This window comes from Enterobacter sp. MGH 38, assembly GCF_000492855.1.
Classification (GTDB): domain Bacteria; phylum Pseudomonadota; class Gammaproteobacteria; order Enterobacterales; family Enterobacteriaceae; genus Enterobacter; species Enterobacter hormaechei_C.
Genome location: NZ_KI535608.1, coordinates 643,561 through 667,641 on the forward strand (window position 1 = coordinate 643,561; position 24,081 = coordinate 667,641).

Here is a 24,081-nt window from a genome sequence, read left to right on the forward strand (position 1 = left end):
GATGTTGGTAAGGAGAAATAACTGAAACTGTCAGCAGGTAAAAATGAAAAAGTTAATTTTGTTGTTATTGATAATAAGCCAAAGCGCACTGGCAAATTGTTGGGATAAAGCGGCGCATTATTATCATGTCGATCCTTATTTACTGTACGCGATAGCGAATGTGGAATCCGGAATGAATCCGTATGCGGTTGGGCAAAACCGCGATGGCACGCGGGATGTCGGGCTGATGCAAATCAACAGTTCGCATTTTACCGCGCTGGAAAGCAGAGGCATCAACGAATATCGATTAATCACGGAGCCGTGTACTTCGATCATGGTCGGGGCTTCTATCCTTTCCGGGATGATCAGGGTGTATGGCTATAACTGGGAAGCCGTTGGCGCGTATAACGCCGGACTGAAAAAAGAAAATTATCCGCAGAGGATGAAATATGCCCATAAGGTCTGGGCCAAATATCAGCAACTGAAATTAGCAGCACGTTATTAACGTTTTTTATTTTTGAAGAATTCCTGAAGGTGTTCTTCGAAAAGTGAAAACAGCTGAATGTGGTTTATGTATTAACGGAGTAATACCTAAGCCGGGATATTAACATTTAATTTGAAACGAACAGGAAAACTGAAATGAACAAAAGGACGTTACTGAGTGTACTCATTGCGGGAGCCTGCGTGGCGCCATTCATGGCCCAGGCTGCGAATCTGAAGGAGACCAGCAGTGAGCCGTACACCATCAAAGCCAGCGATCTGGCGAAGAAAGAGAAGGAACTGACGGACTTCCCGCTGATGGCTTCGGTTAAAGAGACCATCCAGACGCTGGATAACGCGCAGGTCGAACTGATTGAGCCAGGCCGGGCGGCGAACCCGGACAACGTTAAACGCGTTGAAGGGATTGTGAAAGCCAGCGACTGGGAATATCTCTTCCCGCTGCGCGCCCAGGCCTATACCTACAGCAACTTCCTGAAAGCCGTGGGTAAATTCCCGGCGCTGTGTAAAACCTATAATGACGGTCGTGACAGCGACGCCATCTGTCGCAAAGAGCTGGCCACCATGTTTGCCCACTTTGCCCAGGAAACTGGCGGCCACGAAAGCTGGCGTCCGGAAGCCGAATGGCGTCAGGCGCTGGTCCACGTACGTGAAATGGGCTGGAGCGAAGGGCAGAAGGGCGGTTATAACGGCGAATGTAACCCGGACGTCTGGCAAGGACAGACCTGGCCTTGCGGTAAAGATAAAGACGGCGATTTCCTGAGCTATTTCGGACGCGGTGCGAAACAGTTGTCTTACAACTACAACTACGGTCCATTCTCTGAAGCGATGTACGGCGACGTGCGTACACTGCTCGACAAACCTGAGCTGGTGGCGGACACCTGGCTGAACCTGGCGAGTGCGATCTTCTTCTTCGCCTATCCGCAGCCGCCAAAACCAAGCATGTTGCAGGTGATCGACGGTACATGGCAGCCGAACGACCACGATAAAGCCAACGGTCTGGTTCCGGGCTTTGGTGTGACCACCCAGATCATCAACGGCGGCGTTGAGTGCGGCGGCCCGACTGAAATTGCGCAGTCTCAGAACCGTATCAAATACTACAAAGAGTTTGCAAACTACCTGAAAGTGCCTGTTCCGGCGAACGAAGTGTTGGGTTGCGCCAACATGAAGCAGTTCGACGAAGGTGGCGCAGGCGCCCTGAAGATTTACTGGGAACAGGACTGGGGATGGAGCGCGGATACCCCGGACGGCAAGACCTACTCTTGCCAGCTGGTGGGCTACCAGACTCCGTTCAGCGCCTTTAAAGAAGGTGACTACAGCAAGTGCGTGCAGAAGTTCTTTAACGTGAAAATCGTTAACGATGATGGTTCTTCCGTTACCCCGGACGAAACCCCGGTCACGCCAACACCGACGCCATCTGGCGATGAAACGCCAGCGCCAACACCAACGCCGGATGAAACTCCGGTCGAACCTGTTGTGGTGAACCACGCGCCGGTTGCGCAGATTGCCGGTCCGATCGGTGCAGTGGAAGCAGGTGCGCAGGTTTCTCTGAGTGCGGAAGGCTCCACCGATCCTGATGGCAACAAACTGACGTATACCTGGCGTTCCCAGGATGGTCAGACTGTTACCGGTCAGGACAAAGCGGTTGTGACCTTCACAGCGCCAGAGTCTGCGACGGCGCAGCAGTATGAAGTGAGCCTGACCGTCAGCGATGGCGAGCTGAGCAGCACCACGTCTTACCTGCTGAACGTGAAAGCGAAAGCGGCAACGCCATCCGGAGAAGATACGTCTTACCCGGCATGGAGCGCGAACAGCAAGTACAACGCCGGTGATATCGTGAACAACCACGGTAAACTGTTCCAGTGCAAACCGTTCCCGTACAGCGGCTGGTGTAACAACTCTCCAACGTACTATGAACCAGGCGCAGGTCTGGCATGGGCTGAAGCCTGGACGGCTCTGTAAAAGCAAACGGCAACCCCCAGGGTTGCCGTTTTAGTGTCTGCACCCTCTCCCTGTGGGAGAGGGCCGGGGTGAGGGCATCAGTCCGCACTCTCTGTTTTTTGCCGGGTGGCGCTGCGCTTACCCGGCCTACATGAGGCTGGAACGCTTACCGGTGCAACTTCCCGTGATCCCGTAACCACGCCGCCGTACGCACTATCCCTTCATCCAGCGAGACAATCGGTTTATATCCCAGCTCGTTCTCCGCCCGAGAAATATCCAGCGTAAAATCAAAGTTGAGCTTCGACACACCGTAATGCGTCAGCGCAGGCTCTTTCGCCGATTTGCTGCCAAAACGTTCCATGCTGCGGGCAATCATGTCCAGCATTGGGTAGGGAACGGAACGGATCCGGCAGTCGATTTTTAATTCGTCAATTAGCCTTTGCACAATGCTGCGCAGGGTACAGGGTTCGCCGTTAGTGATGTTATACGCGCGCCCCGACACCAGCTTATCGCATTCCGGCTGGCTCGCCAGCCACATGGCGTGAACGGCATTTTCGTAATAGGTCATGTCCACCAGCGCATCGCCGCCGCGCGGTAACAGCACGCTGCCGTAGTGATGCATCATCTGGGCCAGTCGCGGGATAAAGACTTTGTCGTGCGGCCCAAACAGGCTCTGCGGACGCAGCACGGTAAAGCGGGTGTGCGGGTTTGACTGGGCCAGCAGGTCGATCACCTCTTCGCCCGCCGCTTTACTGCGGGCAAACTCACAGGCAAAGCGCGCCGGGCGGAAATCTTCCTGAATATCACGATGGTGGTGATAGTCGAAATAGAGCGACGGAGAGGAAATATGAATAAAGTTACGCACGCCCCAGGCGACGGCCCATTCACCCAGACGGCGCGTGGCGCGCACGTTGGCGAGATCAAAGGCTTCCTGGGTACCCCACGGGGAGGTAAAACTGGAGCAGTGCCACAGCGTATCGATACCGGCGAGCATCACCTTGGCCTGAGAGGAGACCAGCTCCGTCAGATCGGCATGGACAAATTCAGCGCCCATTTTTTGCAGGAGCTTACCCATCGCCTCATTGCGACCGGTGGCCCTCACGCTGATGCCTTTGTTGCGCAGAAACTCGACCGCATTTCGGCCTAAGCCGCTGGTCGCCCCGGTAACCAGTACCTTCATAACAATCCACTGTGTTGAAAAGAATTTCGTGCGCATTCTTTCGTGAATTACGATGTGTTGCAATGGGAAAGGTGAAAGATTAAGAGTTTTATTTAGTTATTTTCCCGCTTTTCTTCTGCCAGTAGCGCAATCCGTTTCGCCATTCCGCGGAAGATAAACAGGTGTGCCGGGATCATCAGCAACCAGTAAAACAGACCCGGCATTCCGTGCGGATGCCACCATGCCCGAACGTCCAGTTCACGATGGTCGCCCTTGTCCTTCAGGGTGAAGCAGAGCCGCCCCAGCCCCGGCGCCTTCATGCCAAACAGCAGCGCCAGCTGTTTTTCCGGCTCAACGATAATCACCTTCCAGCTGTCGACGGTATCGCCCACCTTCAGCCAGGGATGGTCAGGGCGGCCTTTTGCCAGCCGGTGACCGACCAGCAGATCCAGCGCGCCGCGCGTTTGCCACAGAATATTGCCGAAGAAATAGCGCTCTTTGCCGCCAATCTGGTTCACAACTTCCCACAGCGCTGCAAGGCTGGCCGTGGTTTTGACCGTACAGCCCGCCTGTTTCGGATAATAGCCGTACTCGGGCCGCCAGCGGGCAAACGCCTGCGCATCGTAGCCCCAGTCGCTGGAGTTCACCAGCTTCTCTTCTTCTTTCAGCGTATTACGTACCGCGTCGTCGAAGGGGATCAATTCCTGAGGGATCAAGGCACGCAGTTCACGATCGTCCGCCAGCAGATCGTGCTTCAGTCCCTGTATAAGCGCTTTGGCGGTCGTCGGCGGCACGGAGGTGATCACATTCAAAAACCACACCGAAATCCAGCGGGTCGGGAAGGGGATGGGGATCAGCCAGCGGCGGCGGCCGCTCACCCGCATAAAATGTTCGAACTGCGCCTGATAGCTCAGCACTTCCGGGCCTGCCGCCTCCAGCACGCGATGCTGCTCCGCCGGGTGATCCAGCAATGCCACCAGATAGTGGAGTAAATTCTCCAGTGCAATGGGCGTGGTGCGCGAGCGTACCCAGCGCGGCGGCGTCAGCACAGGCAGGTTGTAGACCATATCGCGCATCACTTCGAATGCGGCGGACCCCGCGCCGACGATGATCCCTGCCCGCAGTTCGGTGACGGGGATACGGGCGCTTCGCAGCGTTTCTGCCGTCAGCTGTCGGGCGCGCAGATGATCTGACTGCTCGTTCTCAGGCGCCTGGAGTGAGCTTAAAAAAATCACCTGCTTCACCGGCGTTTGCCGCAGCGCATCACGAACGTTCATCGCCACCTGACGCTCGTGGGCGATAAAATCGCCGCCTTCGCCCATGCTGTGGACAAGGTAGTAAAGCGTATCGACCCCTTCCAGCAGCGCAGGAAGCGCTTTCGGCCAGTTAAGGTCAACGTTGTGACACGTCACGCCAGGCAAATGTAGCTTTTGCAGGCGTTCCGTGTTGCGTGCCGCTGCCAGCACCTGGTGCCCCTGCTGGCTTAACGCAGTGGTCAGATGCTGACCGATATACCCGCTGGCGCCGAGCACCAGAATACGTTGCGGCACGGTATGCTCCTTAACGCTGTAAAAACGCCTGCCAGTGTTTCACCACCTCGGTCAACTGCTCGCGGTTAACGTCAAGATGCATCACCAGTCGCACGACCGGGGAGGCGTTGATCAGCACGCCTCGGGCTTTCATAAAGTCGCCCAGCGCGGCAGCATGCTCATCGCCGACGCGGACAAACAGCATGTTGGTGTCGTGTCGCATGACATCAGCGCCGATTTCACGCAGCTGCGCTGCCATCCACGCCGCATTATCGTGATCGTATTTCAGGCGTGACACGTTATTTTTCAGGGCGTACAGTCCGGCAGCCGCCAGAATACCCGCCTGACGCATCCCGCCGCCGGTCATTTTGCGCCACCGGTTGGCGCGTCTGATGTAGTCTGCGCTGCCAACCAGCAGGGAACCTACCGGCGTGCCCAGCCCTTTAGAGAGGCAAATGGTGAACGAGTCGCAATATTGGGTGATCTCTTTCAGCTCGCAGCCGTACTCCACCACGGCGTTGAAGATACGTGCGCCGTCAACGTGGAGGCCGAGCTTGCGCTCGCGGGTAAAATCCCATGCCGCTTTCAGGTATTCGCGCGGCAAGACTTTACCGTTATGGGTGTTTTCGAGGCTCAGCAGTTTAGTGCGGGCGAAGTGAATATCGTCGGCTTTGATTTTCGCCGCGACTTTGTCCAGCGGCAGCGTACCGTCCGGCGCAGCATCGATCGGCTGCGGCTGGATGCTGCCGAGCACCGCCGCGCCGCCGGCTTCGTACAGGTAGTTATGCGCCCCCTGGCCAACGATATACTCTTCGCCGCGCTCGCAGTGGCTCAGCAGCGCCACCAGGTTAGCCTGCGTGCCGGTGGGCAGGAACAGAGCAGCCTCTTTACCGCTCAGCTCGGCCGCATAGCGCTGGAGTTCGTTGACCGTCGGGTCATCGCCGTAGACGTCGTCCCCGACCGGGGCGGCCATCATCTCTTCGAGCATGGCGCGGCCCGGACGGGTAACGGTATCACTGCGTAAATCAATCATGGCATGTCCTTATATTTAAAAAGGCGATGCCAGATGTTTTACCTGAGCCAGTTGGTTTTTGCCAGTTCGATCACCTCGTCACCGCGCCCGCTGATGATGGCGCGCAGCATGTAGAGGCTAAATCCTTTGGCCTGTTCCAGCTTGATTTGAGGCGGGATCGCCAGCTCTTCTTTGGCGACCACCACATCCACCAGCACCGGGCCGTCGATGGCGAAGGCGCGTTGCAGGGCGTCGTCCACCTCTGAGGCTTTCTCCACCCGAATACCGGTGATACCGCAGGCTTCGGCGATGCGGGCGAAGTTGGTGTCGTGCAGCTCGGTGCCGTCCGTGAGGTAGCCTCCGGCCTTCATCTCCATCGCCACGAAGCCCAGCACGCTGTTGTTAAAGACCACGATTTTCAGCGGAAGCTTCATCTGCGCCACCGACAGGAAATCCCCCATCAGCATACTGAACCCGCCGTCGCCACACATCGCCACCACCTGACGTTCCGGTGCCGTCGCTTTTGCGCCCAGCGCCTGCGGCATGGCGTTGGCCATTGAGCCATGGTTGAACGACCCAAGCAGGCGTCGTTTGCCGTTCATTTTCAGGTAGCGTGCTGCCCAGACGGTGGGCGTACCCACGTCGCAGGTGAAGATGGCATCGTCGTCGGCGAAGTGGCTGATCTGCTGCGCCAGATACTGCGGGTGGATCGCTTTTTCGCTCGGTTTGGCGAGATCGTCCAGCCCCTTACGCGCATCGCGATAGTCGCTCAGGGCTTTATCGAGGAATTTGCGGTCCGTTTTTTCTTCCAGTAGCGGCAGCAGGGCGGCGAGGGTGGATTTGATATCGCCGATAAGCGCCATATCCACCTTGCTGTGCGCGCCGATGCTGCCGGGATTAATGTCGATCTGGATAATTTTGGCATCCGTCGGGTAGAACGCGCGGTACGGGAACTGAGTGCCGAGCAGGATCAGCGTGTCGGCGTTCATCATGGTGTGGAAGCCGCTGGAAAAACCGATCAGCCCGGTCATGCCGACATCGTACGGATTATCGTATTCAACGTGCTCTTTCCCGCGCAGGGCGTGCACCACTGGCGCCTTGAGCTTGCCGGCAAATTCCACCAGCTCTTTATGCGCACCGGCGCAGCCGCTGCCGCACATCAGGGCGATATTGCTGGAGTATCGCAGCAGTTGCGCCAGCTTTTTCAGCTCTTCTTCGGCAGGGGTAATGGTTGGCTGTGGCGCAGAGTACCAGTGGGTGGTGGCGGTTTCAGGTGCGGCCTTCAGCGCCACGTCCCCCGGCAGCACAACCACCGAAACCCCGCGATTCAGGATCGCCTTACGCATGGCTATCGCCAGCACCTGTGGGATCTGCTCCGGTGATGAGACCAGCTCGCAATAGTGGCTGCATTCACGGAACAGCTCCTGCGGATGCGTCTCCTGAAAATAGCCGCTACCGATTTCAGATGACGGAATGTGAGCCGCAATCGCCAGCACCGGAACATGGTTGCGGTGACAGTCGAACAGACCGTTGATGAGGTGCAGGTTTCCCGGTCCGCAGGAACCCGCACATACGGCGAGTTCACCCGTAAGCTGCGCTTCGGCACCGGCGGCAAAGGCGGCGACCTCTTCATGGCGGGTGGGCATCCACTCAATGGTCTTCATCTTGTTAAGGCTATCGCTGAGTCCGTTCAGAGAGTCGCCGGTGACGCCCCAGATACGCTTTACGCCAGCCTGCTCAAGGGTTTTTGCTATGTATGCAGCCACGGTTTGTTTCATGGTGGTCCTTCTCCTTTATGTGATATCGCTTACAAGCTTAGAAGAAAGTCACTGTATTGGCTGCCTGGTATTCCATACGCACAGGCAGTAGGCACAACGTAAGCCGGGTAAACGCAGTGCCACCCGGCAACAAATGGGGGCACTGCGCCAGATTATGCCAGCACCAGGTCTCCCTGCGGATGGCACGAACATGCCAGCACATAGCCCTCGGCAATTTCCGCGTCGGTCAGCGTCATGGTGCTGGTGACCGTGTACTCACCGGAAACCACTTTGGTCTTACAGCAACCGCACACCCCGGCGCGACAGGCCGCCGCTACCGGCACGTTGTTACTTTCAAGCGCTTCAAGCAGCGTGGTGCCCACGCGGCCAAAGAAAGTCTGCGCCGGTTGCAGCTTCGTGAACTTCATCCCGCTGGTCGCCGCTGCCGCTACAGGCGTGAAGAACTGCTCTTTGAAGAAGCGGGTCACGCCGAGCGCTTTCACTTCTTTCTCCACGATCTCCATATAAGGCGCCGGGCCGCAGGTCATCACGATGCGGTTCGCAATATCCGGCACGCTTTGCAGCAGCTCGCGGCTCAGGCGCCCCGCGACAAAACCGTGCGTCGCGTTGTGCTCAGCCACCAGCGTCACCGGGTAGTTGCGCCATTCTTCGGCAAAAATCACATCTTCCGGGGAACGCACGCTGAAAATCACCTGCACGTCGGCCTGAGGACGGTATTTCGCCAGCCAGCGACGCATCGACATAATCGGCGTCACGCCACAGCCTGCCGCCAGCAGCAGGAATTTATCTTCCGTCTTGTCGTCACAGGTAAACTCGCCCTGCGCGTCAGACAGCCAGATGTAATCCCCGCGCTTCACGTCCCGGGTCAGCCACTCGGATCCTGCGCCGTCATCAATACGACGGACGGTGAGCGTAATGTATTCGCTCACGCCCGGCGTGGAGGAGAGGGTGTAGGCGCGCAGGGTATTCGCCGAATTACGCACGCTAACCAGCGCATACTGACCTGGGCGGTACGGGTAGTAGTCATGGCACAGCAGCGACAGCGTCCACACATCCGGCGTCTCCTGATGGATGTGATGAACCTGCATCCGCCACGGACATTGTGAGGTTGGCATGGTCATGAGTTACTCCTTACGCGCTCAGCAGTTGCTTCATATCATCTTCAACGTTGGTCACGGAACGCAGACCAAATTTCTCGTTCAGGATGGCCAGCAGGTCCGGCGTCAGGAAGCCTGGCGCAGTCGGCCCGGTGACGATGTTGGTCACGCCGAGAGAGAGCAGGGTCAACAGAATAACGATCGCTTTCTGCTCGAACCAGGAGAGCACCAGCGACAGCGGCAGGTCGTTCACGCCGCAGCCCAGTTTCTCTGCCAGCGTGACCGCCAGAATGATGGCTGAATACGCATCGTTACACTGACCCGCATCCACCAGGCGCGGCAGACCTTCGATGTTGCCGAAGTCCAGCTTGTTGAAACGGTACTTACCGCAGGCCAGGGTCAGGATCAGGCAGTCTTCCGGTACGCGGGTGGCGAAATCGGTGAAGTAGTTACGTTCCCCGCGCGCGCCGTCACAGCCGCCGATAAGGAAGATGTGACGCAGTTTTTCACGGCTGACGAGGTCAATCAGGGAATCCGCCGCACCCAGCAGGGTTTCACGGCCAAAACCGACGGTGATGAGGTGCGGGATTTCGCTGTACGGGAAGCCTGCCATCTGCTGCGCCTGAGCGATAACCGGACCGAAATCGTCGCCTTCAAGGTGGCTCACGCCCGGCCAGCCGACGATGCTGCGGGTCCAGATACGGTCGTCATACGCGCCGACGGTCGGGTCGATGATGCAGTTAGAGGTCATAACAATTGGGCCAGGGAAGCGGGCGAACTCCACCTGCTGGTTCTGCCAGCCGCTGCCGTAGTTACCGATCAGATGCTTAAATTTACGCAGCTCCGGGTAGCCGTGCGCGGGCAGCATTTCGCCGTGGGTATAGACGTTAACGCCAGTGCCTTCGGTCTGCTTCAGCAGGTTGTAGAGATCTTTCAGGTCATGACCGGAGATCAGGATGCATTTGCCTTCGGTCGCTTTGACGTTGACCTGCGTTGGCGTTGGGTGGCCGTAGGTGCTGGTTTCACCGGCATCCAGAATACTCATCACTTTGAAGTTCATCTGGCCGATTTCCATCGAGCATTCCAGCAGGGCGTTCATGTCGGAAGGCCAGGTGCCCAGCCATGCCATGATTTTGTGGTACTGGGCGTAAATAGCGTTATCGTACTGGCCGAGTACGTGCGCGTGCTCCATATAGGCCGCAGCACCTTTCAGACCGTACAGGCACAGCAGGCGCAGGCCGAGGATGTTCTCGCCAATTGCCGCTTTGTCCTTATTTGGGGTGAATTCTGCGGCCTGACGCTGTAGCTCGCCCAGGTCGTCGCTCACCAGCTGTAGCTCCGCCATCGGGTTGTCCACGCGGGCGCTGGCGTCGGCATTCAGGCACTGCGCTTTCAGGGCTTCACGCAGGGCAATCGCTTCGCGGGCATAGCCCACAATGCGTGGAGAATCGAAGTTAACGTTGGTCAGCGTGGAGAAAAATGCGCGCGGCGCAAAGCTGTCGACATAGTGATCGACAATGCCATATTCACGGGCTTTGAAGGCCCAGGCGGACAAGCCTTGCAGCGCCGCAATCAGCAGATCCTGGAGATCGGACGTTTCTGCGGTTTTGCCGCACATACCCTGCGCGTAAGAGCAGCCGTTGCCTGCTGGGGTACGGATGGTTTGTTCACATTGCACACAAAACATAATCACACCTGTTAAAGTTATATTTGAGATACATGTTTAAGGTTATGCCTGTGCCACAGCAGAGAAAAGTGCTTTCTTATACTAAGTGGAGGGTTATTGATTTAGCGCAATTTTGGCGGCAGGTTCACTACCGCCAAAGCAGTATCAGGCTGAGAAGAACGCCATCAGAATGGGTACCAGCAAGCTCAGAATAAAGCCGTGTACGATGGCGGCAGGAACCATCTCCAGCCCTCCCGAGCGCTGTAACACCGGCAGGGTAAAGTCCATTGAGGTGGCCCCGCACAGGCCCAGCGCAGTAGAGCGGCTGCGGCTTACCAGGCCGGGGATCAGCATGATGGCTAACAGCTCGCGCGCCAGATCGTTAAAGAAGGCGGCGCTGCCGATCACCGGACCAAACGATTCGGTCAGCAGAATACCGGAGAGCGAATACCAGCCGAAACCGGACGCCATCGCCAGGCTGGTTTTCAGCGGCAGATCGAGAATAAAGGCGTTAATCACTCCCCCCGCCAGTGAGCTGGCCACAACGATAACGGCAACCATCATGCCCCGGCGGTTAAGGACAATCTGTTTCAGCGTCATGCCATTATTTCGCAGCTGAATACCAATCAGGAAGAGCAGGAAAATAAGCGTATATTCGCTGGCTTCCGTTGCGTGCTGTAAAAATGCCCAACCGGTCAGACCCAGTAAAAAACCGAGTACCACCACGCCGCACAGCTTTAATGATTCCAGCGCCATCGCAATACGGGAGGGAAGCTTTTCCTGATGATGGTGATTTTTCCAGGGAATAGTGCGTTCCAGCCAGAACAGCGCGGCAATATTGCACAGCAGAATAACCACTACCGTAACCGCAGAATAATGCAGAATGGAAAGCAAGTTCGTCGCCAGATTATCCAGGAAGGCCAGGCTGATCCCCATAAAGAACAGAATGACATAAACAATCCAGCTGAGAAAACGATTAATAAGCTTTAAGGCCGATTCATGACGCAGCGGAATAAGGTAGCCCGCAATCAGGGGCAGAAGAATGATGAGGAGTCCTGAGAACATGAACAGCCGGTCCTTTTGAGTATCAGTTAAGCGCCAGAGACACTACCCAATAAAGGCTGTGAGGTAAAGCTACAAAAAAAGCCGGGTGGCGGCTACGCCTTACCCGGCTTGTCTATTTGGGGTGGTGCGGCCTGATGCCCTCACCCCGGCCCTCTCCCACAGGGAGAGGGGGGAAAACCATTAATCGCGTTTTTCCAGCAGGGTGCGATACAGCACGCCGCCCAGAATACCGCCGATAATTGGCATCACCCAGAATAGCCACAGCTGTTCAAGCGCCCAGCCGCCCTGGAAAATAGCCACCGCGGTGCTGCGCGCCGGGTTAACGGAGGTGTTGGTCACCGGGATGGAGATGAGGTGGATCAGCGTCAGCGCCAGACCAATAGCGATGGGGGCAAAGCCCGCAGGCGCGTATTTGTCCGTTGCGCCGTGGATCACCAACAGGAAACCTGCGGTGAGCACAATTTCAATCACGATAGCAGACAGCATTGAGTAGCCGCCTGGCGAGTGTTCGCCGAAGCCGTTCGACGCAAATCCGCTGGCCGCGGCGTCAAACCCGGCTTTTCCGCTGGCAATTACGTACAGCACCGCCGCGGCAATAATACCGCCAATAACCTGGGCAATAATATAGCCAATAATATCTTTCGCCGGGAAACGTCCGCCCGCCCATAAACCTAATGTGACGGCCGGGTTGAAATGACCGCCGGAAATATGCCCCACGGCGAATGCCATGGTTAATACAGTTAAACCGAATGCCAGCGCGACGCCGACAAAACCAATACCTAATTCCGGAAATGCGGCTGCCAGTACTGCGCTACCGCAGCCACCAAACACCAGCCAGAATGTGCCAAAGCATTCTGCCGCTAATTTTCTGAACATAACCACCTCAATAATAAACGTCCGCGCCCATTCCTGCGCGCGGGTTATATCGCCATAAAGGGATGACGACTCAAAGAGCCAGTATTTTGAAACCATCAACATCCCTTCGCCACTCAAATAAATTCACTAAATTTGATTTAAGGCAATGTGATGTCAATCCTTGTTCAGAACGGAGGTAATTAGAGCATAGCCCAATAATTAAGGGGGCGTATATTCTGCTGTCGTGACCCACAGCCTGCCGCTATACTGCTGATAACTTGAAGGAAAAAGTGGCCGAATTGCGGGGGATGTATGCTACTCGAACGTGTGGAGATTGTCGGGTTTCGCGGGATTAACCGCCTGTCGCTGCAACTGGAACAGAACAACGTCCTGATAGGCGAAAACGCCTGGGGTAAATCCAGCCTGCTGGATGCCCTGACGCTGCTGCTTTCGCCCGAAGAGAACTTGTACCACTTCGTTCATGATGACTTCTGGTTTCCGCCGGGGGATGTCAACGGGCGCGAGAAACACCTGCATATCATTCTGACCTTCCGCGAATCCGAGCCCGGCCGCCATCGCGTGCGTCGTTTTCGCCCTATGTCGGCCTGCTGGGTTCCCTGTGAAGATGGGTTCCAGCGTATTTTCTATCGCCTTGAGGGCGAAATGGCGCAAAACGACGGGGTATTAACCCTGCGTGAATTTCTTGATGAGAAGGGGAATCCGATCCCGCTCGATAATATTGACGAGCTTGCCCGACATCTTATCCGCCTCTCCCCCGTATTGCGCTTACGCGACGCGCGTTTTATGCGGCGGATCCGTAACGGCACCGTGCCGAATATGCCCGAGGTGGAAGTAACCGCCCGCGAACTGGATTTCCTCGCCCGTGAACTGGTCTCACGGCCGCAGAACCTCACCGACGGCCAGATCCGTCAGGGACTGTCTGCCATGGTACAACTGCTGGAGCACTACTTCTCCGAGCAGGGAACGGGGCAGGCGCGCCACCGTCTGATGCGTCGCCGCTCGCACGATGAACAACGAAGCTGGCGCTATCTCGATATTATCAACCGCATGATCGACCGCCCCGGCGGGCGTACGCATCGGGTGATCCTGCTGGGTTTATTCTCCACGCTTTTACAGGCGAAAGGGACGGTGCGCCTGGATCGGGACGCGCGCCCGCTGCTGCTGGTGGAAGATCCGGAAACGCGGCTCCACCCGATTATGCTTTCCGTGGCGTGGCATCTTCTTAATCTGCTGCCGTTGCAGCGAGTCACCACCACGAATTCCGGAGAGCTGCTCTCTCTGACGCCGGTAGAGTATGTCTGCCGCCTGGTGCGTGAATCGTCGCGGGTCACCGCCTACCGGCTCGGGCCCGGCGGGTTAAATGCCGAAGATGGCCGACGGATTGCGTTTCATATCCGTTTTAACCGTGCCTCTTCCCTGTTTGCTCGCTGCTGGTTGCTGGTGGAAGGGGAAACGGAAACCTGGGTGATAAACGAGCTGGCTCGCCAGTGCGGGCACCACTTTGATGCCGAAGGGATCAAAGTGATCGAATTTGCTCAGTCTGGCTTAAAACCGCTGATCAAATTTGCGCGCCGGATGGGGATAGAGTGGCACGTGCTGGTGGATGGCGATGAGGCGGGTAAAAAATATGCGGCGACCGTGCGCAGCCTGCTCAATAACGATCGTGAAGAGGAGCGGGAACATCTGACCGCGCTGCCTGCGATGGACATGGAGCACTTTATGTACCGTCAGGGATTTGACGACGTCTTTCACCGCGTGGCGATGATCCCGGTGGATGTACCCATGAACATGCGTCGGGTGATTGCCAAAGCTATCCATCGGTCGTCAAAACCGGATTTGGCCATTGAAGTCGCGACGGAAGCCGGCAGGCGAGGCGTGGAGTCGGTGCCCACGCTGCTGCGTAAAATGTTCTCCCGCGTCCTCTGGCTGGCTCGCGGGAGGGCCGATTAGCGGTCAGTCGCCTGCGAAACCTGTTGGATCAGGCTATCAAGCAGGGTATAGCGGCGGCGGTATTCGGACCGTTTTTTACTCGCAATCTCTTCCATCGGTTTGCGTGGCATGGTCAGTGGCAGGGCAAAGTTGCCGTTATCCTGCTGCTGTCCGCCAAGGGAGCGCCAGAAGCTGTCATAGTCAGCCAGCAATTTTCCCTCTTTTTTCTTGCGATAGCGCCAGCTGCGGTAGATGTGGGTGGCGTTACTCACCGCGAGGATCTGCTCGACCGGGAAGGCGCCTGCCAGCGTCATGACCGCTTCAACCAGCAGACGTTTTGGGAACAGTCCGTGACAGGCTTTGGTCGCCAGCTGAATGTGCTCGTGCGGGACATGCGCTTTCGCCCCCTGCATTCCGCCGATGAAGAGCGTTGTCTTGCCCTGGTATTTGCACAGCGTAAAGGTCAGCTCGGCCAGCACCGTGTTCTGGTGGTCGCAAAAAGTGAGGGTCGCTTCCCCTTCTTTGTCCAGAAACGCATCCGCGCTCAGGCGAACGCTAAACTGCTGTTCCTCTTTGCCCGTTAACGTCACCAGCGTGATGCCCTGGCTGGAGAGGTAGCCGTTGAGCAGCGACGCCGGAAGATGGCGGCTCATCATCTGATAGTGATCGTTCAATGCGTCCAGCGTATTCTGACGACCCATATTTACGGTCAGCCACGGCCGGTGCAGGCGGCACGGCAGGCCGGGCTGCACGCGCAGGATCTGCATCAGACGGGGCTGTTTTGCAAGGTTTCCGAGCAGGCGCGCAGTGGTGAACGGCGTTGCCAGCGAGCGCAACATAAACTTACGTCGATAGGCCGGATTTTGCCACGCCAGCCCCGGCGTGAGGGAACCCGATGTCAGGCTTTTAAACAGTTGCCAGCCCGATTTAGGCTGGGGCAGCGTTGAATAAGGTGTATCGACGATGGAAGACATGTTAGATCCTGCTTCTGGTGGAATATCGCTATTTCAGCAGGCGCTTTATCAACATCGGGTAAACAATTCCCGACGATTACGGGGATCGGGGGTTTCGTTGAGGAGTGGTTTAGATAAAATCAACGGTGATGATAGCCAGAACAACTATTTGGAATATTTATGAACCTGAAGGGAAAACGCAGAAAGCTGTTTCTGCTGCTGGCGGTAGTGGTGTTAGCGGGCGGATTCTGGTTATGGAAGGTACTGAACGCGCCGGTACCACAGTATCAAACGCTGATTGTTCGTCCGGGCGAGCTGCAACAAAACGTGCTGGCGACGGGGAAACTGGATGCCCTGCGTAAGGTTGACGTGGGCGCGCAGGTCAGCGGTCAGCTTAAAACCCTGTCAGTTGAGATTGGCGATAAGGTTAAAAAAGGCCAGCTGCTGGGCGTGATCGATCCTGAGCAGGCGCAAAACCAGATCCGCGAAGTGGAAGCGACGCTGATGGAGCTGCGCGCGCAGCGCGCGCAGGCTCAGGCGGAGCGTAATCTCGCTCAGGTCACCCTGACGCGCCAGCAGGCGCTGGCGAAAACGCAGGCCATCTCGAAACAGGATCTGGACACAGCCGCCACGGAGCTGGCGGTGAAGCAGGCGCAGATTGGCACCATCGATGCGCAAATCAAACGGAATCAGGCCTCGCTGGATACGGCGAAAACCAACCTCGATTACACGCAAATCGTTGCGCCAATGGCCGGGGAAGTGACGCAGATAACCACCCTGCAAGGCCAGACGGTCATCGCCGCGCAGCAGGCGCCAAACATCCTGACCCTGGCGGATATGAGCACCATGCTGGTGAAAGCCCAGGTATCCGAAGCGGACGTCATTCACCTTAAGCCGGGGCAGAAAGCCTGGTTTACGGTGCTGGGCGATCCACAAACCCGCTATGAGGGCGTGCTGAAAGATATCCTGCCGACGCCGGAAAAGGTCAACGACGCCATCTTCTACTACGCGCGTTTCGAGGTGCCAAACCCGCAGGGCGTGCTGCGTCTGGACATGACCGCCCAGGTGCATATCCAGCTGACCGGCGTGAAAAACGTGCTGACGGTTCCGCTCTCCGCGCTGGGCGAATCCGCCGGGGACAATCGCTACAAGGTGAAAGTGCTGCGCAACGGCGAAACCCGCGAGCGGGAAGTAGTGATTGGCGCGCGTAACGACACCGACGTGGTGGTGGTAAAAGGGCTGGAAGAGGGTGAAGAAGTGGTCACCAGCGAAACCCTGCCCGGAGCCGCGCAATGACGGCGCTGCTTGAGCTGAATGACATTCGTCGCAGCTATCCGTCCGGCGACGGGCCGGTGGAGGTGCTGAAGGGCATCTCCCTGCGCGTTGAAGCCGGTGAAATGGTGGCGATTGTCGGGGCGTCGGGCTCGGGTAAATCAACGCTGATGAACATTCTTGGCTGTCTGGATAAGCCCACCAGCGGCACCTATCGCGTGGCCGGGACGGATGTTTCCACCCTGGACGGCGACGCGCTGGCGAAGCTGCGTCGCGAGCATTTTGGCTTTATCTTTCAGCGTTACCATCTGCTTTCACACCTGAGCGCGGCGCAGAATGTGGAAGTGCCGGCGGTGTATGCGGGCGTCGAGCGCAAAAAACGCCTTGAACGCGCGAAGGCGCTGTTAACGCGTCTTGGGCTGGCGGAGCGTGTTGATTATCAGCCTTCGCAGCTTTCCGGCGGTCAGCAGCAGCGCGTGAGTATTGCCCGCGCGCTGATGAACGGCGGACAGGTGATCCTCGCCGATGAGCCAACCGGTGCGCTCGACAGCCATTCCGGTGAAGAGGTGATGGCGATCCTGCATCAACTGCGCGATCAGGGGCATACGGTGATTATCGTCACCCACGATCCGCAGGTGGCGGCGCAGGCGGAACGCATTATCGAGATCCACGACGGCGAGCTGGTCAGCAACCCGCCGCCGCGTCAGTCCAGAGCGGCGGCGGCGAAAGAAGCTTTGCCTGCGTCCACCGGCTGGGGCCAGTTTTCCAGCGGTTTCCGCGAGGCGCTGAACATGGCCTGGCTGGCGATGGCGGCCAACAAAATGCGCACTCTGCTGACCATGCTCGGCATCATTATCGGTATTGCCTCGGTGGTGTCGATTGTGGTGGTGGGCGATGCGGCGAAACAGCTGGTGCTGGCGGATATTCGGGCCATCGGGACTAACACCATCGACGTTTACCCCGGCAAAGATTTTGGCGACGACGAGCCGCAGTATCAGCAGGCGCTGAAATACGACGATCTGGCGGCTATTCAGAAGCAGCCGTGGGTGAACTCCGCCACGCCTGCCGTGTCGCAAAACCTGCGTCTGCGCTACGGCAACATCGACGTGGCGGCCAGTGCTAACGGCGTCAGCGGAGATTACTTCAACGTCTACGGCATGACCTTTAGCGAAGGGGCGACCTTCAACGCGGAGCAGCTGGCGGGCAGGGCGCAGGTGGTGGTGCTGGACGCGAACTCGCGCAGACAGCTTTTCCCCAATAAAACCCGTGTAGTGGGGGAAGTGATCCTGGTGGGTAACATGCCCGCCACGGTGATTGGTGTGGCGGAAGAGAAACAGTCCATGTTTGGCAGCAGCAAGATTCTGCGCGTCTGGCTGCCATACAGCACCATTTCCGGGCGCATTATGGGGCAGTCCTGGCTTAACTCCATTACCGTGCGAGTGAAGGAGGGCTACGACAGCGCGCTGGCGGAACAGCAGCTCGAGCGGCTGTTAACCCTGCGCCACGGGAAAAAGGATTTCTTCACCTGGAACATGGACGGCCTCTTGAAAACGGCGGAAAAGACCACACGTACTCTTCAGCTGTTCCTGACGCTGGTGGCGGTGATTTCGCTGGTCGTCGGCGGGATTGGGGTGATGAACATTATGCTGGTGTCGGTGACCGAACGTACGCGGGAGATAGGCATCCGCATGGCGGTCGGGGCCAGAGCCAGCGACGTGCTCCAGCAGTTTTTGATTGAAGCGGTGCTGGTGTGTCTGGTGGGAGGCGCGATGGGGATTGCGCTTTCGATGATGATCGCCTTCGCGCTCCAGCTCTTCTTACCGGGCTGGGAAATTGGCTTCTCGCCGATGGCGATCCTGACGGCGTTTTTATGTTCCACCTTCACCGGTATTCTTTTCGGCTGGCTGCCGGCGCGAAACGCGGCGCGGCTCGATCCGGTAGATGCGCTGGCGCGGGAATAGCCCGAAAATAAAAATGCCAGCCGATCGGGCTGGCATTTTGCCTGCGGGGTGTACACAATGAATCAGAGAGCTATGCAACCGTTTCTGCTTCAACGGGCACGATAAGACTGGCGTGATTGCCTTTTGGCCCCTGGTGTACATCGAACCGGACGGACTGCCCGGCTTTGAGCGTCCTGTAACCATCCATCTGAATGGTGGAATAGTGAGCGAAGATATCCTCGCCGCCGCCTTCGGGGCAAATGAAGCCAAACCCCTTGGCGTTGTTGAACCACTTAACAGTACCCATTTCCATGCTTCGACATCCTTCGTAAATCTTATAAATTAAGATGGAATGAACCGGTGGTGGAGTGGGGGCTGTTCAAAACCTCGCCAACTCACGCTTGTACAATTTAGAGAAACGGAAGAAGCCGTCAAGCGTTTGGCGCTGGAGTTGGGACAATAATCAACCAAAATTTGAGGCAGTTAACGCTATTGCAACAGTTTGTGACAGACATCGCGGATGACAGTAATAGATGATTGTTATCTAACATCTGAGGTAGATTCAAAGTGGTTATGCATAATGGGTAAGACCAACGATTGGCTGGATTTTGACCAGCTGGCGGAAGATAAAGTGCGCGACGCGCTAAAACCGCCATCTATGTATAAAGTTATGTTAATGAACGATGATTACACGCCGATGGAATTTGTTATTGACGTGCTACAAAAGTTCTTTTCTTATGATGTTGAACGTGCAACGCAACTGATGCTTACCGTTCATTATCGTGGCAAAGCGATCTGCGGCATCTTTACTGCCGAAGTTGCGGAAACCAAAGTAGCGATGGTGAACGACTATGCAAGGGAGAACGAGCATCCGTTGCTGTGTACGCTGGAAAAGGCCTGATAAGGCATAAAATTGGGGGAGGTGCCTATGCTCAATCAAGAACTGGAACTCAGTTTAAACATGGCTTTCGCCAGAGCGCGTGAGCACCGACATGAGTTTATGACCGTCGAGCACCTGCTGCTCGCACTGCTTAGCAACCCATCTGCCCGCGAAGCGCTGGAAGCCTGCTCCGTGGATCTGGTGGCGCTACGTCAGGAACTCGAAGCCTTCATCGAACAAACCACACCGGTGCTGCCAGCCAGTGAAGAAGAGCGCGACACGCAGCCGACGCTCAGCTTCCAGCGCGTGTTGCAGCGCGCGGTTTTCCACGTCCAGTCTTCCGGACGTAGCGAAGTGACTGGTGCCAATGTCTTAGTCGCCATCTTCAGCGAACAGGAGTCCCAGGCGGCCTACCTGCTGCGCAAACACGAAGTCAGCCGGCTCGACGTGGTCAACTTCATCTCTCACGGAACGCGAAAAGACGAGCCTAACCAGGCATCGGATCCCAGCGGACAGATCAACAACAGTGAAGAGCAAGCAGGCGGGGAGGATCGTATGGAAAACTTCACCACCAACCTTAACCAGCTTGCACGCGTTGGCGGTATCGACCCGCTGATTGGTCGCGACAAAGAGCTGGAGCGTGCCATCCAGGTGCTGTGCCGTCGACGCAAGAACAACCCGCTGCTGGTGGGGGAATCTGGCGTGGGTAAAACCGCGATTGCCGAAGGGCTTGCCTGGCGCATCGTGCAGGGCGACGTGCCGGAAGTGATCGCTGACTGCACCATCTACTCGCTGGACATCGGCTCGCTGCTGGCGGGCACTAAATACCGCGGTGATTTTGAAAAACGCTTCAAAGCGCTGTTAAAACAGCTGGAGCAGGATACCAACAGCATCCTGTTTATCGATGAGATCCACACCATTATCGGCGCAGGTGCGGCCTCCGGTGGCCAGGTGGATGCGGCTAACCTGATTAAACCGCTGCTCTCCAGCGGCAAGATCCGCGTGATGGGCTCCACGACATACCAGGAGTTCAGCAACATCTTTGAGAAGGATCGTGCGCTGGCGCGTCGTTTCCAGAAAATCGACGTTACCGAGCCGTCGGTTGACGAAACGGTGCAGATCATCAACGGCCTGAAAACGAAGTACGAAGCGCACCACGACGTGCGTTACACCGCGAAAGCGGTACGTGCGGCGGTGGAGCTGGCGGTGAAATACATCAACGATCGTCATCTGCCGGACAAAGCGATCGACGTGATTGATGAAGCGGGTGCGCGTGCGCGCCTGATGCCGGCCAGCAAGCGTAAGAAAACCGTGAACGTGGCGGATATCGAGTCCGTGGTCGCCCGCATCGCGCGTATTCCTGAGAAGAGCGTTTCTCAGAGCGATCGCGATACGCTGCGCACGCTCGGCAATCGCCTGAAAATGCTGGTCTTTGGTCAGGATAAAGCTATTGAGGCCTTAACCGAAGCGATCAAGATGGCCCGTGCTGGCCTGGGGCATGACCACAAGCCGGTTGGTTCCTTCCTGTTCGCCGGTCCGACCGGTGTGGGTAAAACCGAGGTAACGGTTCAGCTCTCCAAAGCGCTGGGCATTGAGCTGCTGCGCTTTGATATGTCCGAGTATATGGAGCGTCATACCGTCAGCCGTTTGATTGGTGCGCCTCCGGGATATGTGGGCTTTGACCAGGGCGGCCTGCTTACGGACGCGGTTATCAAGCATCCGCACGCGGTCCTGCTGCTCGATGAAATCGAGAAAGCGCACCCGGACGTGTTCAACATCCTGTTGCAGGTGATGGACAACGGGACGCTGACCGATAACAACGGGCGCAAGGCGGACTTCCGCAACGTGGTGCTGGTGATGACCACTAACGCGGGCGTGCGGGAAACCGAGCGTAAATCCATCGGCCTGATCCACCAGGATAACAGCACCGATGCGATGGAAGAGATCAAGAAGATCTTCACGCCGGAGTTCCGTAACCGTCTGGACAACATTATCTGGTTCGATCACCTGTCTACCGAGGTGATCCATCAGGTGGTGGACAAGTTCATCGTCGAGTTGCAGGTTCAGCTGGATCAGAAAGGCGTGTCGCTGGAAGTGAGCCAGGAGGCCCGCAACTGGCTGGCTGAGAAAGGCTACGACCGTGCGATGGGTGCCCGTCCGATGGCGCGCGTGATTCAGGACAACCTGAAAAAACCGCTGGCGAACGAGCTGCTGTTTGGCTCGCTGGTGGACGGCGGCCAGGTAACGGTAGGGCTGGATCAGGCGAAGAACGAACTGACGTACGATTTCCAGAGTGCGGCGAAGCACAAGCCGGAAGCGGCTCACTGAGTGAATTGAACGTTAATGTTAAAAACCGGGCGAATGCCCGGTTTTTTTATGCCTGCTTTTCCCCCTCTCCCTGTGGGAGAGGGTTGGGGTGAGGGCAACAGACCGCAGAGGAATTTTGCGAAGCGCTTTCCAGTTTCGTACTACGTTGGTTGCTGGATAAATCCACAGTAATAAAATGGCGGCGCACCTGCAAAATCAGGTGCCGGGATTGGCGTCCTGAAAGTGTGTGAGCAGCAGTATGCTGCAGGCTTCGTTCGCCCTAAGGAAAAGGGTATAATTCTGCATCTGGCGGGCGAATCGGAAGCTTCTTTTGAAGCGCCAGTAGCACACACACTGGTACGCCAATTCCTTTTCGTCCGCCGCCAGCAAATTGGCGTTTCCTGCGGTGGTAAATTCAAAGTGTGTGAAGGAATTACCCAATGAATACAGAAAACAATTTCGCCCATTTCTACACTGAACTCTCACTCAACCCCGATCTCCCAACCCTTGCCGAGCGCTGCAAACTGCTCACCGAAATCCTCCTCGACTGCAAATCACTTCCGCAAACGCAGCCCGTTTGCCGTTGCCTCGGAGCCTACCTGGAAGAGGTGAAATCCGGCCTCACAGAGTCAATGCGTGATTTTCAGGTGGTTGAATTTGAGGACGACGCGGAGCAACCGCGACAAAAAGAGTGGCTGCTGGAAGATACCGAAACGAAATGCGACTACTGCCGGGCGTTAAACCATGTGCTGCTGGTATCGCATGTTGACCGCGATATGCTGCCGCACCTGACGGGACTGCTGCATGACATTACCCACGCGATAGCTGAAGATTTAATCGTACCTATGAACCCGTGCATGACTATACATCTGCCGACACAGCCACACTAAGACCATAAATAAAAAAGGCCGGGAATATCCCGACCTTTTAAATATTCATCTGCCATTACAGGCGAAAACAATTAGCGACTACGGAAGACAATGCGGCCTTTGCTCAGGTCGTACGGGGTCAGTTCAACAGTCACTTTGTCGCCCGTCAAAATGCGGATATAGTTTTTGCGCATTTTACCGGAGATGTGCGCAGTTACCACGTGACCGTTTTCCAGTTCTACGCGAAACATGGTATTAGGCAACGTATCAAGTACGGTACCCTGCATTTCAATATTGTCTTCTTTGGCCATCTAATCCTCTGGGGTATCACTACCAAGTTTTGAACCGGCAAGATAATGCCGAAATTCCTCAATTAAGTAAAGAATTGCGCGTTTAAAACGCAGCAAAACAGTCTCAGCGTATTGCCCAAGCGTCACGGTACAACCGAACGGAAAGCGCATTCGTAAAGGGGAGACGACAGGATAAACGTCAGGACGTTATCTGAAGCGAGGGTCCCAAACGGCGGCGGGGCAACAGGCAGAAGCTACTCTGCGGCATAATTATAACACCCTCATAAAAAATATGCGGAAAACATTTAGGCATTGGGCATAAAGAGCGCTCTGGGAACCCAAAAATCGCGTGGAAGGGTCTCTTTTCGGCATTGTTCAAGGTGTTCGATATAGTGTCGGCGGGAGATTTCAACGGCGCCGAGCGAGGCGGTGTGCTCATTCAGCACCTGACAATCCATCAGCCGTCCGCCACGTCGGGCAAATTCCTCGCTAAACACCAGCAGCGTGGTTTTTGACGCATTCGTGGCACGGGAGAACATCGACTCGCCGCAGAACAGCGTGCCCTGCGCCACGCCGTACATTCCGCCGACGAGGTTATCCTCTTTCCATACTTCAATAGAGTGCGCGTAGCCCAGCTCATGAAGCTGGTGGTAGGCGATAATGATATCGCGGGTTATCCAGGTGCCTTCATGACGATCTTCAGCGCAGCCTTCGATAACCTGGCCGAAGGCGTGATTGAGCGTGACGCGAAAGGGTGATTTTGCATGAAACCGCTTCATGCTGCGGCTCAGGTGAAACTGCCCAGGCCACAGCACGGCTCGCGGGTCGGGAGACCACCATAAGATCGGGTCGCCAGGCGAAAACCACGGGAAGATGCCGCGCTGGTAAGCCATTAAGAGCCGTGCCGGGCTGAGATCGCCGCCCAGAGCCAGCAAGCCGTTAGGTTCACGCAGCGCCCCCTCCGGTGAAGGGAACGCAATATTATGGCGAGAAAGCTGCACCAGGCGCATGACAACAGAACTCCAGTACGCGAGAGAGGAC

At 56.6% G+C, this 24,081-nt stretch carries 20 protein-coding genes; 8 read left to right on the forward strand and 12 right to left on the reverse strand.

Going from position 1 to position 24,081, the window contains the following annotated elements:
* The first annotated feature begins 43 nt into the window (after nucleotides 1-43).
* On the forward strand, nucleotides 44-484 hold the full coding sequence (gene iagB / locus L384_RS08280; protein ID WP_023324391.1) for a type III secretion system invasion protein IagB: 441 nt from the start codon (nucleotides 44-46) through the stop codon (nucleotides 482-484).
* A gap of 134 nt (nucleotides 485-618) precedes the next feature.
* Nucleotides 619-2,439 carry a chitinase gene (locus tag L384_RS08275; protein WP_022650709.1) on the forward strand — a complete coding sequence of 607 codons (1,821 nt, stop codon included), beginning with the start codon at nucleotides 619-621 and terminating at the stop codon, nucleotides 2,437-2,439.
* Between the two features lie 145 nt (nucleotides 2,440-2,584).
* On the opposite strand, the gene L384_RS08270 is transcribed toward L384_RS08275, so the two are convergent.
* The 8 genes from L384_RS08270 to aqpZ all read right to left on the reverse strand — a co-directional run bounded on the left by L384_RS08270 (nucleotide 2,585) and on the right by aqpZ (nucleotide 12,600).
* On the reverse strand, nucleotides 2,585-3,598 hold the full coding sequence (locus L384_RS08270; RefSeq protein WP_017384852.1) for an NAD-dependent epimerase/dehydratase family protein: 1,014 nt from the start codon (nucleotides 3,596-3,598) through the stop codon (nucleotides 2,585-2,587).
* A gap of 92 nt (nucleotides 3,599-3,690) precedes the next feature.
* Nucleotides 3,691-5,127 carry an SDR family oxidoreductase gene (locus L384_RS08265; RefSeq protein ID WP_023324392.1) on the reverse strand — a complete coding sequence of 479 codons (1,437 nt, stop codon included), beginning with the start codon at nucleotides 5,125-5,127 and terminating at the stop codon, nucleotides 3,691-3,693.
* Between the two features lie 10 nt (nucleotides 5,128-5,137).
* On the reverse strand, nucleotides 5,138-6,139 hold the full coding sequence (ltaE, locus tag L384_RS08260) for a low-specificity L-threonine aldolase (RefSeq protein WP_023324393.1): 1,002 nt from the start codon (nucleotides 6,137-6,139) through the stop codon (nucleotides 5,138-5,140).
* 38 nt (nucleotides 6,140-6,177) lie between these two features.
* Nucleotides 6,178-7,896 (reverse strand): ubiquinone-dependent pyruvate dehydrogenase, encoded by a 1,719-nt coding sequence (gene poxB / locus L384_RS08255; protein ID WP_017693711.1) that lies wholly within the window; start codon nucleotides 7,894-7,896, stop codon nucleotides 6,178-6,180.
* Between the two features lie 152 nt (nucleotides 7,897-8,048).
* Nucleotides 8,049-9,017 (reverse strand): NADH oxidoreductase, encoded by a 969-nt coding sequence (hcr, locus tag L384_RS08250; RefSeq protein ID WP_023324394.1) that lies wholly within the window; start codon nucleotides 9,015-9,017, stop codon nucleotides 8,049-8,051.
* A gap of 10 nt (nucleotides 9,018-9,027) precedes the next feature.
* Nucleotides 9,028-10,680 (reverse strand): hydroxylamine reductase, encoded by a 1,653-nt coding sequence (gene hcp, locus L384_RS08245; protein WP_017384847.1) that lies wholly within the window; start codon nucleotides 10,678-10,680, stop codon nucleotides 9,028-9,030.
* 144 nt (nucleotides 10,681-10,824) lie between these two features.
* Nucleotides 10,825-11,724, reverse strand: a complete 900-nt coding sequence (locus L384_RS08240; protein WP_023324395.1) for a LysO family transporter — start codon at nucleotides 11,722-11,724, stop codon at nucleotides 10,825-10,827.
* Nucleotides 11,725-11,904: 180 nt separating this feature from the next.
* Nucleotides 11,905-12,600 carry an aquaporin Z gene (gene aqpZ, locus L384_RS08235; RefSeq protein ID WP_026080729.1) on the reverse strand — a complete coding sequence of 232 codons (696 nt, stop codon included), beginning with the start codon at nucleotides 12,598-12,600 and terminating at the stop codon, nucleotides 11,905-11,907.
* Nucleotides 12,601-12,891: 291 nt separating this feature from the next.
* Between aqpZ and L384_RS08230 the strand changes: the two genes are divergently transcribed.
* On the forward strand, nucleotides 12,892-14,550 hold the full coding sequence (locus L384_RS08230; protein ID WP_023324396.1) for an ATP-dependent endonuclease: 1,659 nt from the start codon (nucleotides 12,892-12,894) through the stop codon (nucleotides 14,548-14,550).
* Here the strand turns inward: L384_RS08230 and L384_RS08225 are convergent.
* Entirely contained in the window at nucleotides 14,547-15,503 is a 957-nt protein-coding gene (locus L384_RS08225; RefSeq protein WP_022650714.1) for a VirK/YbjX family protein, read from the reverse strand. The genes L384_RS08230 and L384_RS08225 overlap by 4 nt on opposite strands.
* A 159-nt stretch (nucleotides 15,504-15,662) precedes the next feature.
* On the opposite strand from L384_RS08225, the gene macA reads away from it, so the two are divergent.
* Nucleotides 15,663-16,778 carry a macrolide transporter subunit MacA gene (macA, locus tag L384_RS08220; protein WP_017384842.1) on the forward strand — a complete coding sequence of 372 codons (1,116 nt, stop codon included), beginning with the start codon at nucleotides 15,663-15,665 and terminating at the stop codon, nucleotides 16,776-16,778.
* Nucleotides 16,775-18,715 (forward strand): macrolide ABC transporter ATP-binding protein/permease MacB, encoded by a 1,941-nt coding sequence (gene macB, locus L384_RS08215; RefSeq protein ID WP_023324397.1) that lies wholly within the window; start codon nucleotides 16,775-16,777, stop codon nucleotides 18,713-18,715. Before macA ends, macB begins: the two co-directional genes overlap by 4 nt.
* 70 nt (nucleotides 18,716-18,785) lie before the next feature.
* Here macB and cspD read toward each other — a convergent pair whose 3' ends face one another.
* Nucleotides 18,786-19,007 carry a cold shock-like protein CspD gene (cspD, locus tag L384_RS08210; protein ID WP_006809408.1) on the reverse strand — a complete coding sequence of 74 codons (222 nt, stop codon included), beginning with the start codon at nucleotides 19,005-19,007 and terminating at the stop codon, nucleotides 18,786-18,788.
* 267 nt (nucleotides 19,008-19,274) lie between these two features.
* Between cspD and clpS the strand changes: the two genes are divergently transcribed.
* From clpS to L384_RS08195, 3 genes are all read left to right on the forward strand, one after another.
* Nucleotides 19,275-19,595 carry an ATP-dependent Clp protease adapter ClpS gene (clpS, locus tag L384_RS08205; RefSeq protein WP_006174393.1) on the forward strand — a complete coding sequence of 107 codons (321 nt, stop codon included), beginning with the start codon at nucleotides 19,275-19,277 and terminating at the stop codon, nucleotides 19,593-19,595.
* A 27-nt stretch (nucleotides 19,596-19,622) separates the two neighbouring features.
* Nucleotides 19,623-21,902: an ATP-dependent Clp protease ATP-binding subunit ClpA gene (gene clpA, locus L384_RS08200; protein ID WP_022650716.1), complete on the forward strand. Its 2,280-nt coding sequence runs from the start codon at nucleotides 19,623-19,625 to the stop codon at nucleotides 21,900-21,902.
* Between the two features lie 419 nt (nucleotides 21,903-22,321).
* Complete coding sequence (locus tag L384_RS08195) at nucleotides 22,322-22,771, forward strand: hypothetical protein (RefSeq protein WP_023324398.1); 450 nt, start codon at nucleotides 22,322-22,324, stop codon at nucleotides 22,769-22,771.
* 71 nt (nucleotides 22,772-22,842) lie between these two features.
* Here L384_RS08195 and infA read toward each other — a convergent pair whose 3' ends face one another.
* Both infA and aat read right to left on the reverse strand, forming a co-directional pair.
* Entirely contained in the window at nucleotides 22,843-23,061 is a 219-nt protein-coding gene (infA, locus tag L384_RS08190; RefSeq protein ID WP_002211347.1) for a translation initiation factor IF-1, read from the reverse strand.
* 284 nt (nucleotides 23,062-23,345) lie between these two features.
* The gene (gene aat, locus L384_RS08185; RefSeq protein WP_023324399.1) at nucleotides 23,346-24,050 is read right to left on the reverse strand and encodes a leucyl/phenylalanyl-tRNA--protein transferase; all 705 of its coding nucleotides are present in this window, start codon (nucleotides 24,048-24,050) and stop codon (nucleotides 23,346-23,348) included.
* Between the last annotated feature and the right edge of the window lie 31 nt (nucleotides 24,051-24,081).

Coding starts and splice junctions, on each gene's coding strand:
- L384_RS08270 (WP_017384852.1), bottom strand. CDS start 3,598: ATGAAGGTACTGGTTACCGGGGCGACCAGCGGCTTAGGCCGAAATGCG.
- hcp (WP_017384847.1), bottom strand. CDS start 10,680: ATGTTTTGTGTGCAATGTGAACAAACCATCCGTACCCCAGCAGGCAAC.
- L384_RS08275 (WP_022650709.1), top strand. CDS start 619: ATGAACAAAAGGACGTTACTGAGTGTACTCATTGCGGGAGCCTGCGTG.
- aat (WP_023324399.1), bottom strand. CDS start 24,050: ATGCGCCTGGTGCAGCTTTCTCGCCATAATATTGCGTTCCCTTCACCG.
- macA (WP_017384842.1), top strand. CDS start 15,663: ATGAACCTGAAGGGAAAACGCAGAAAGCTGTTTCTGCTGCTGGCGGTA.
- L384_RS08230 (WP_023324396.1), top strand. CDS start 12,892: ATGCTACTCGAACGTGTGGAGATTGTCGGGTTTCGCGGGATTAACCGC.
- cspD (WP_006809408.1), bottom strand. CDS start 19,007: ATGGAAATGGGTACTGTTAAGTGGTTCAACAACGCCAAGGGGTTTGGC.
- infA (WP_002211347.1), bottom strand. CDS start 23,061: ATGGCCAAAGAAGACAATATTGAAATGCAGGGTACCGTACTTGATACG.
- clpA (WP_022650716.1), top strand. CDS start 19,623: ATGCTCAATCAAGAACTGGAACTCAGTTTAAACATGGCTTTCGCCAGA.
- L384_RS08240 (WP_023324395.1), bottom strand. CDS start 11,724: ATGTTCTCAGGACTCCTCATCATTCTTCTGCCCCTGATTGCGGGCTAC.
- ltaE (WP_023324393.1), bottom strand. CDS start 6,139: ATGATTGATTTACGCAGTGATACCGTTACCCGTCCGGGCCGCGCCATG.
- L384_RS08225 (WP_022650714.1), bottom strand. CDS start 15,503: ATGTCTTCCATCGTCGATACACCTTATTCAACGCTGCCCCAGCCTAAA.
- hcr (WP_023324394.1), bottom strand. CDS start 9,017: ATGACCATGCCAACCTCACAATGTCCGTGGCGGATGCAGGTTCATCAC.
- aqpZ (WP_026080729.1), bottom strand. CDS start 12,600: ATGTTCAGAAAATTAGCGGCAGAATGCTTTGGCACATTCTGGCTGGTG.
- poxB (WP_017693711.1), bottom strand. CDS start 7,896: ATGAAACAAACCGTGGCTGCATACATAGCAAAAACCCTTGAGCAGGCT.
- clpS (WP_006174393.1), top strand. CDS start 19,275: ATGGGTAAGACCAACGATTGGCTGGATTTTGACCAGCTGGCGGAAGAT.
- iagB (WP_023324391.1), top strand. CDS start 44: ATGAAAAAGTTAATTTTGTTGTTATTGATAATAAGCCAAAGCGCACTG.
- macB (WP_023324397.1), top strand. CDS start 16,775: ATGACGGCGCTGCTTGAGCTGAATGACATTCGTCGCAGCTATCCGTCC.
- L384_RS08195 (WP_023324398.1), top strand. CDS start 22,322: ATGAATACAGAAAACAATTTCGCCCATTTCTACACTGAACTCTCACTC.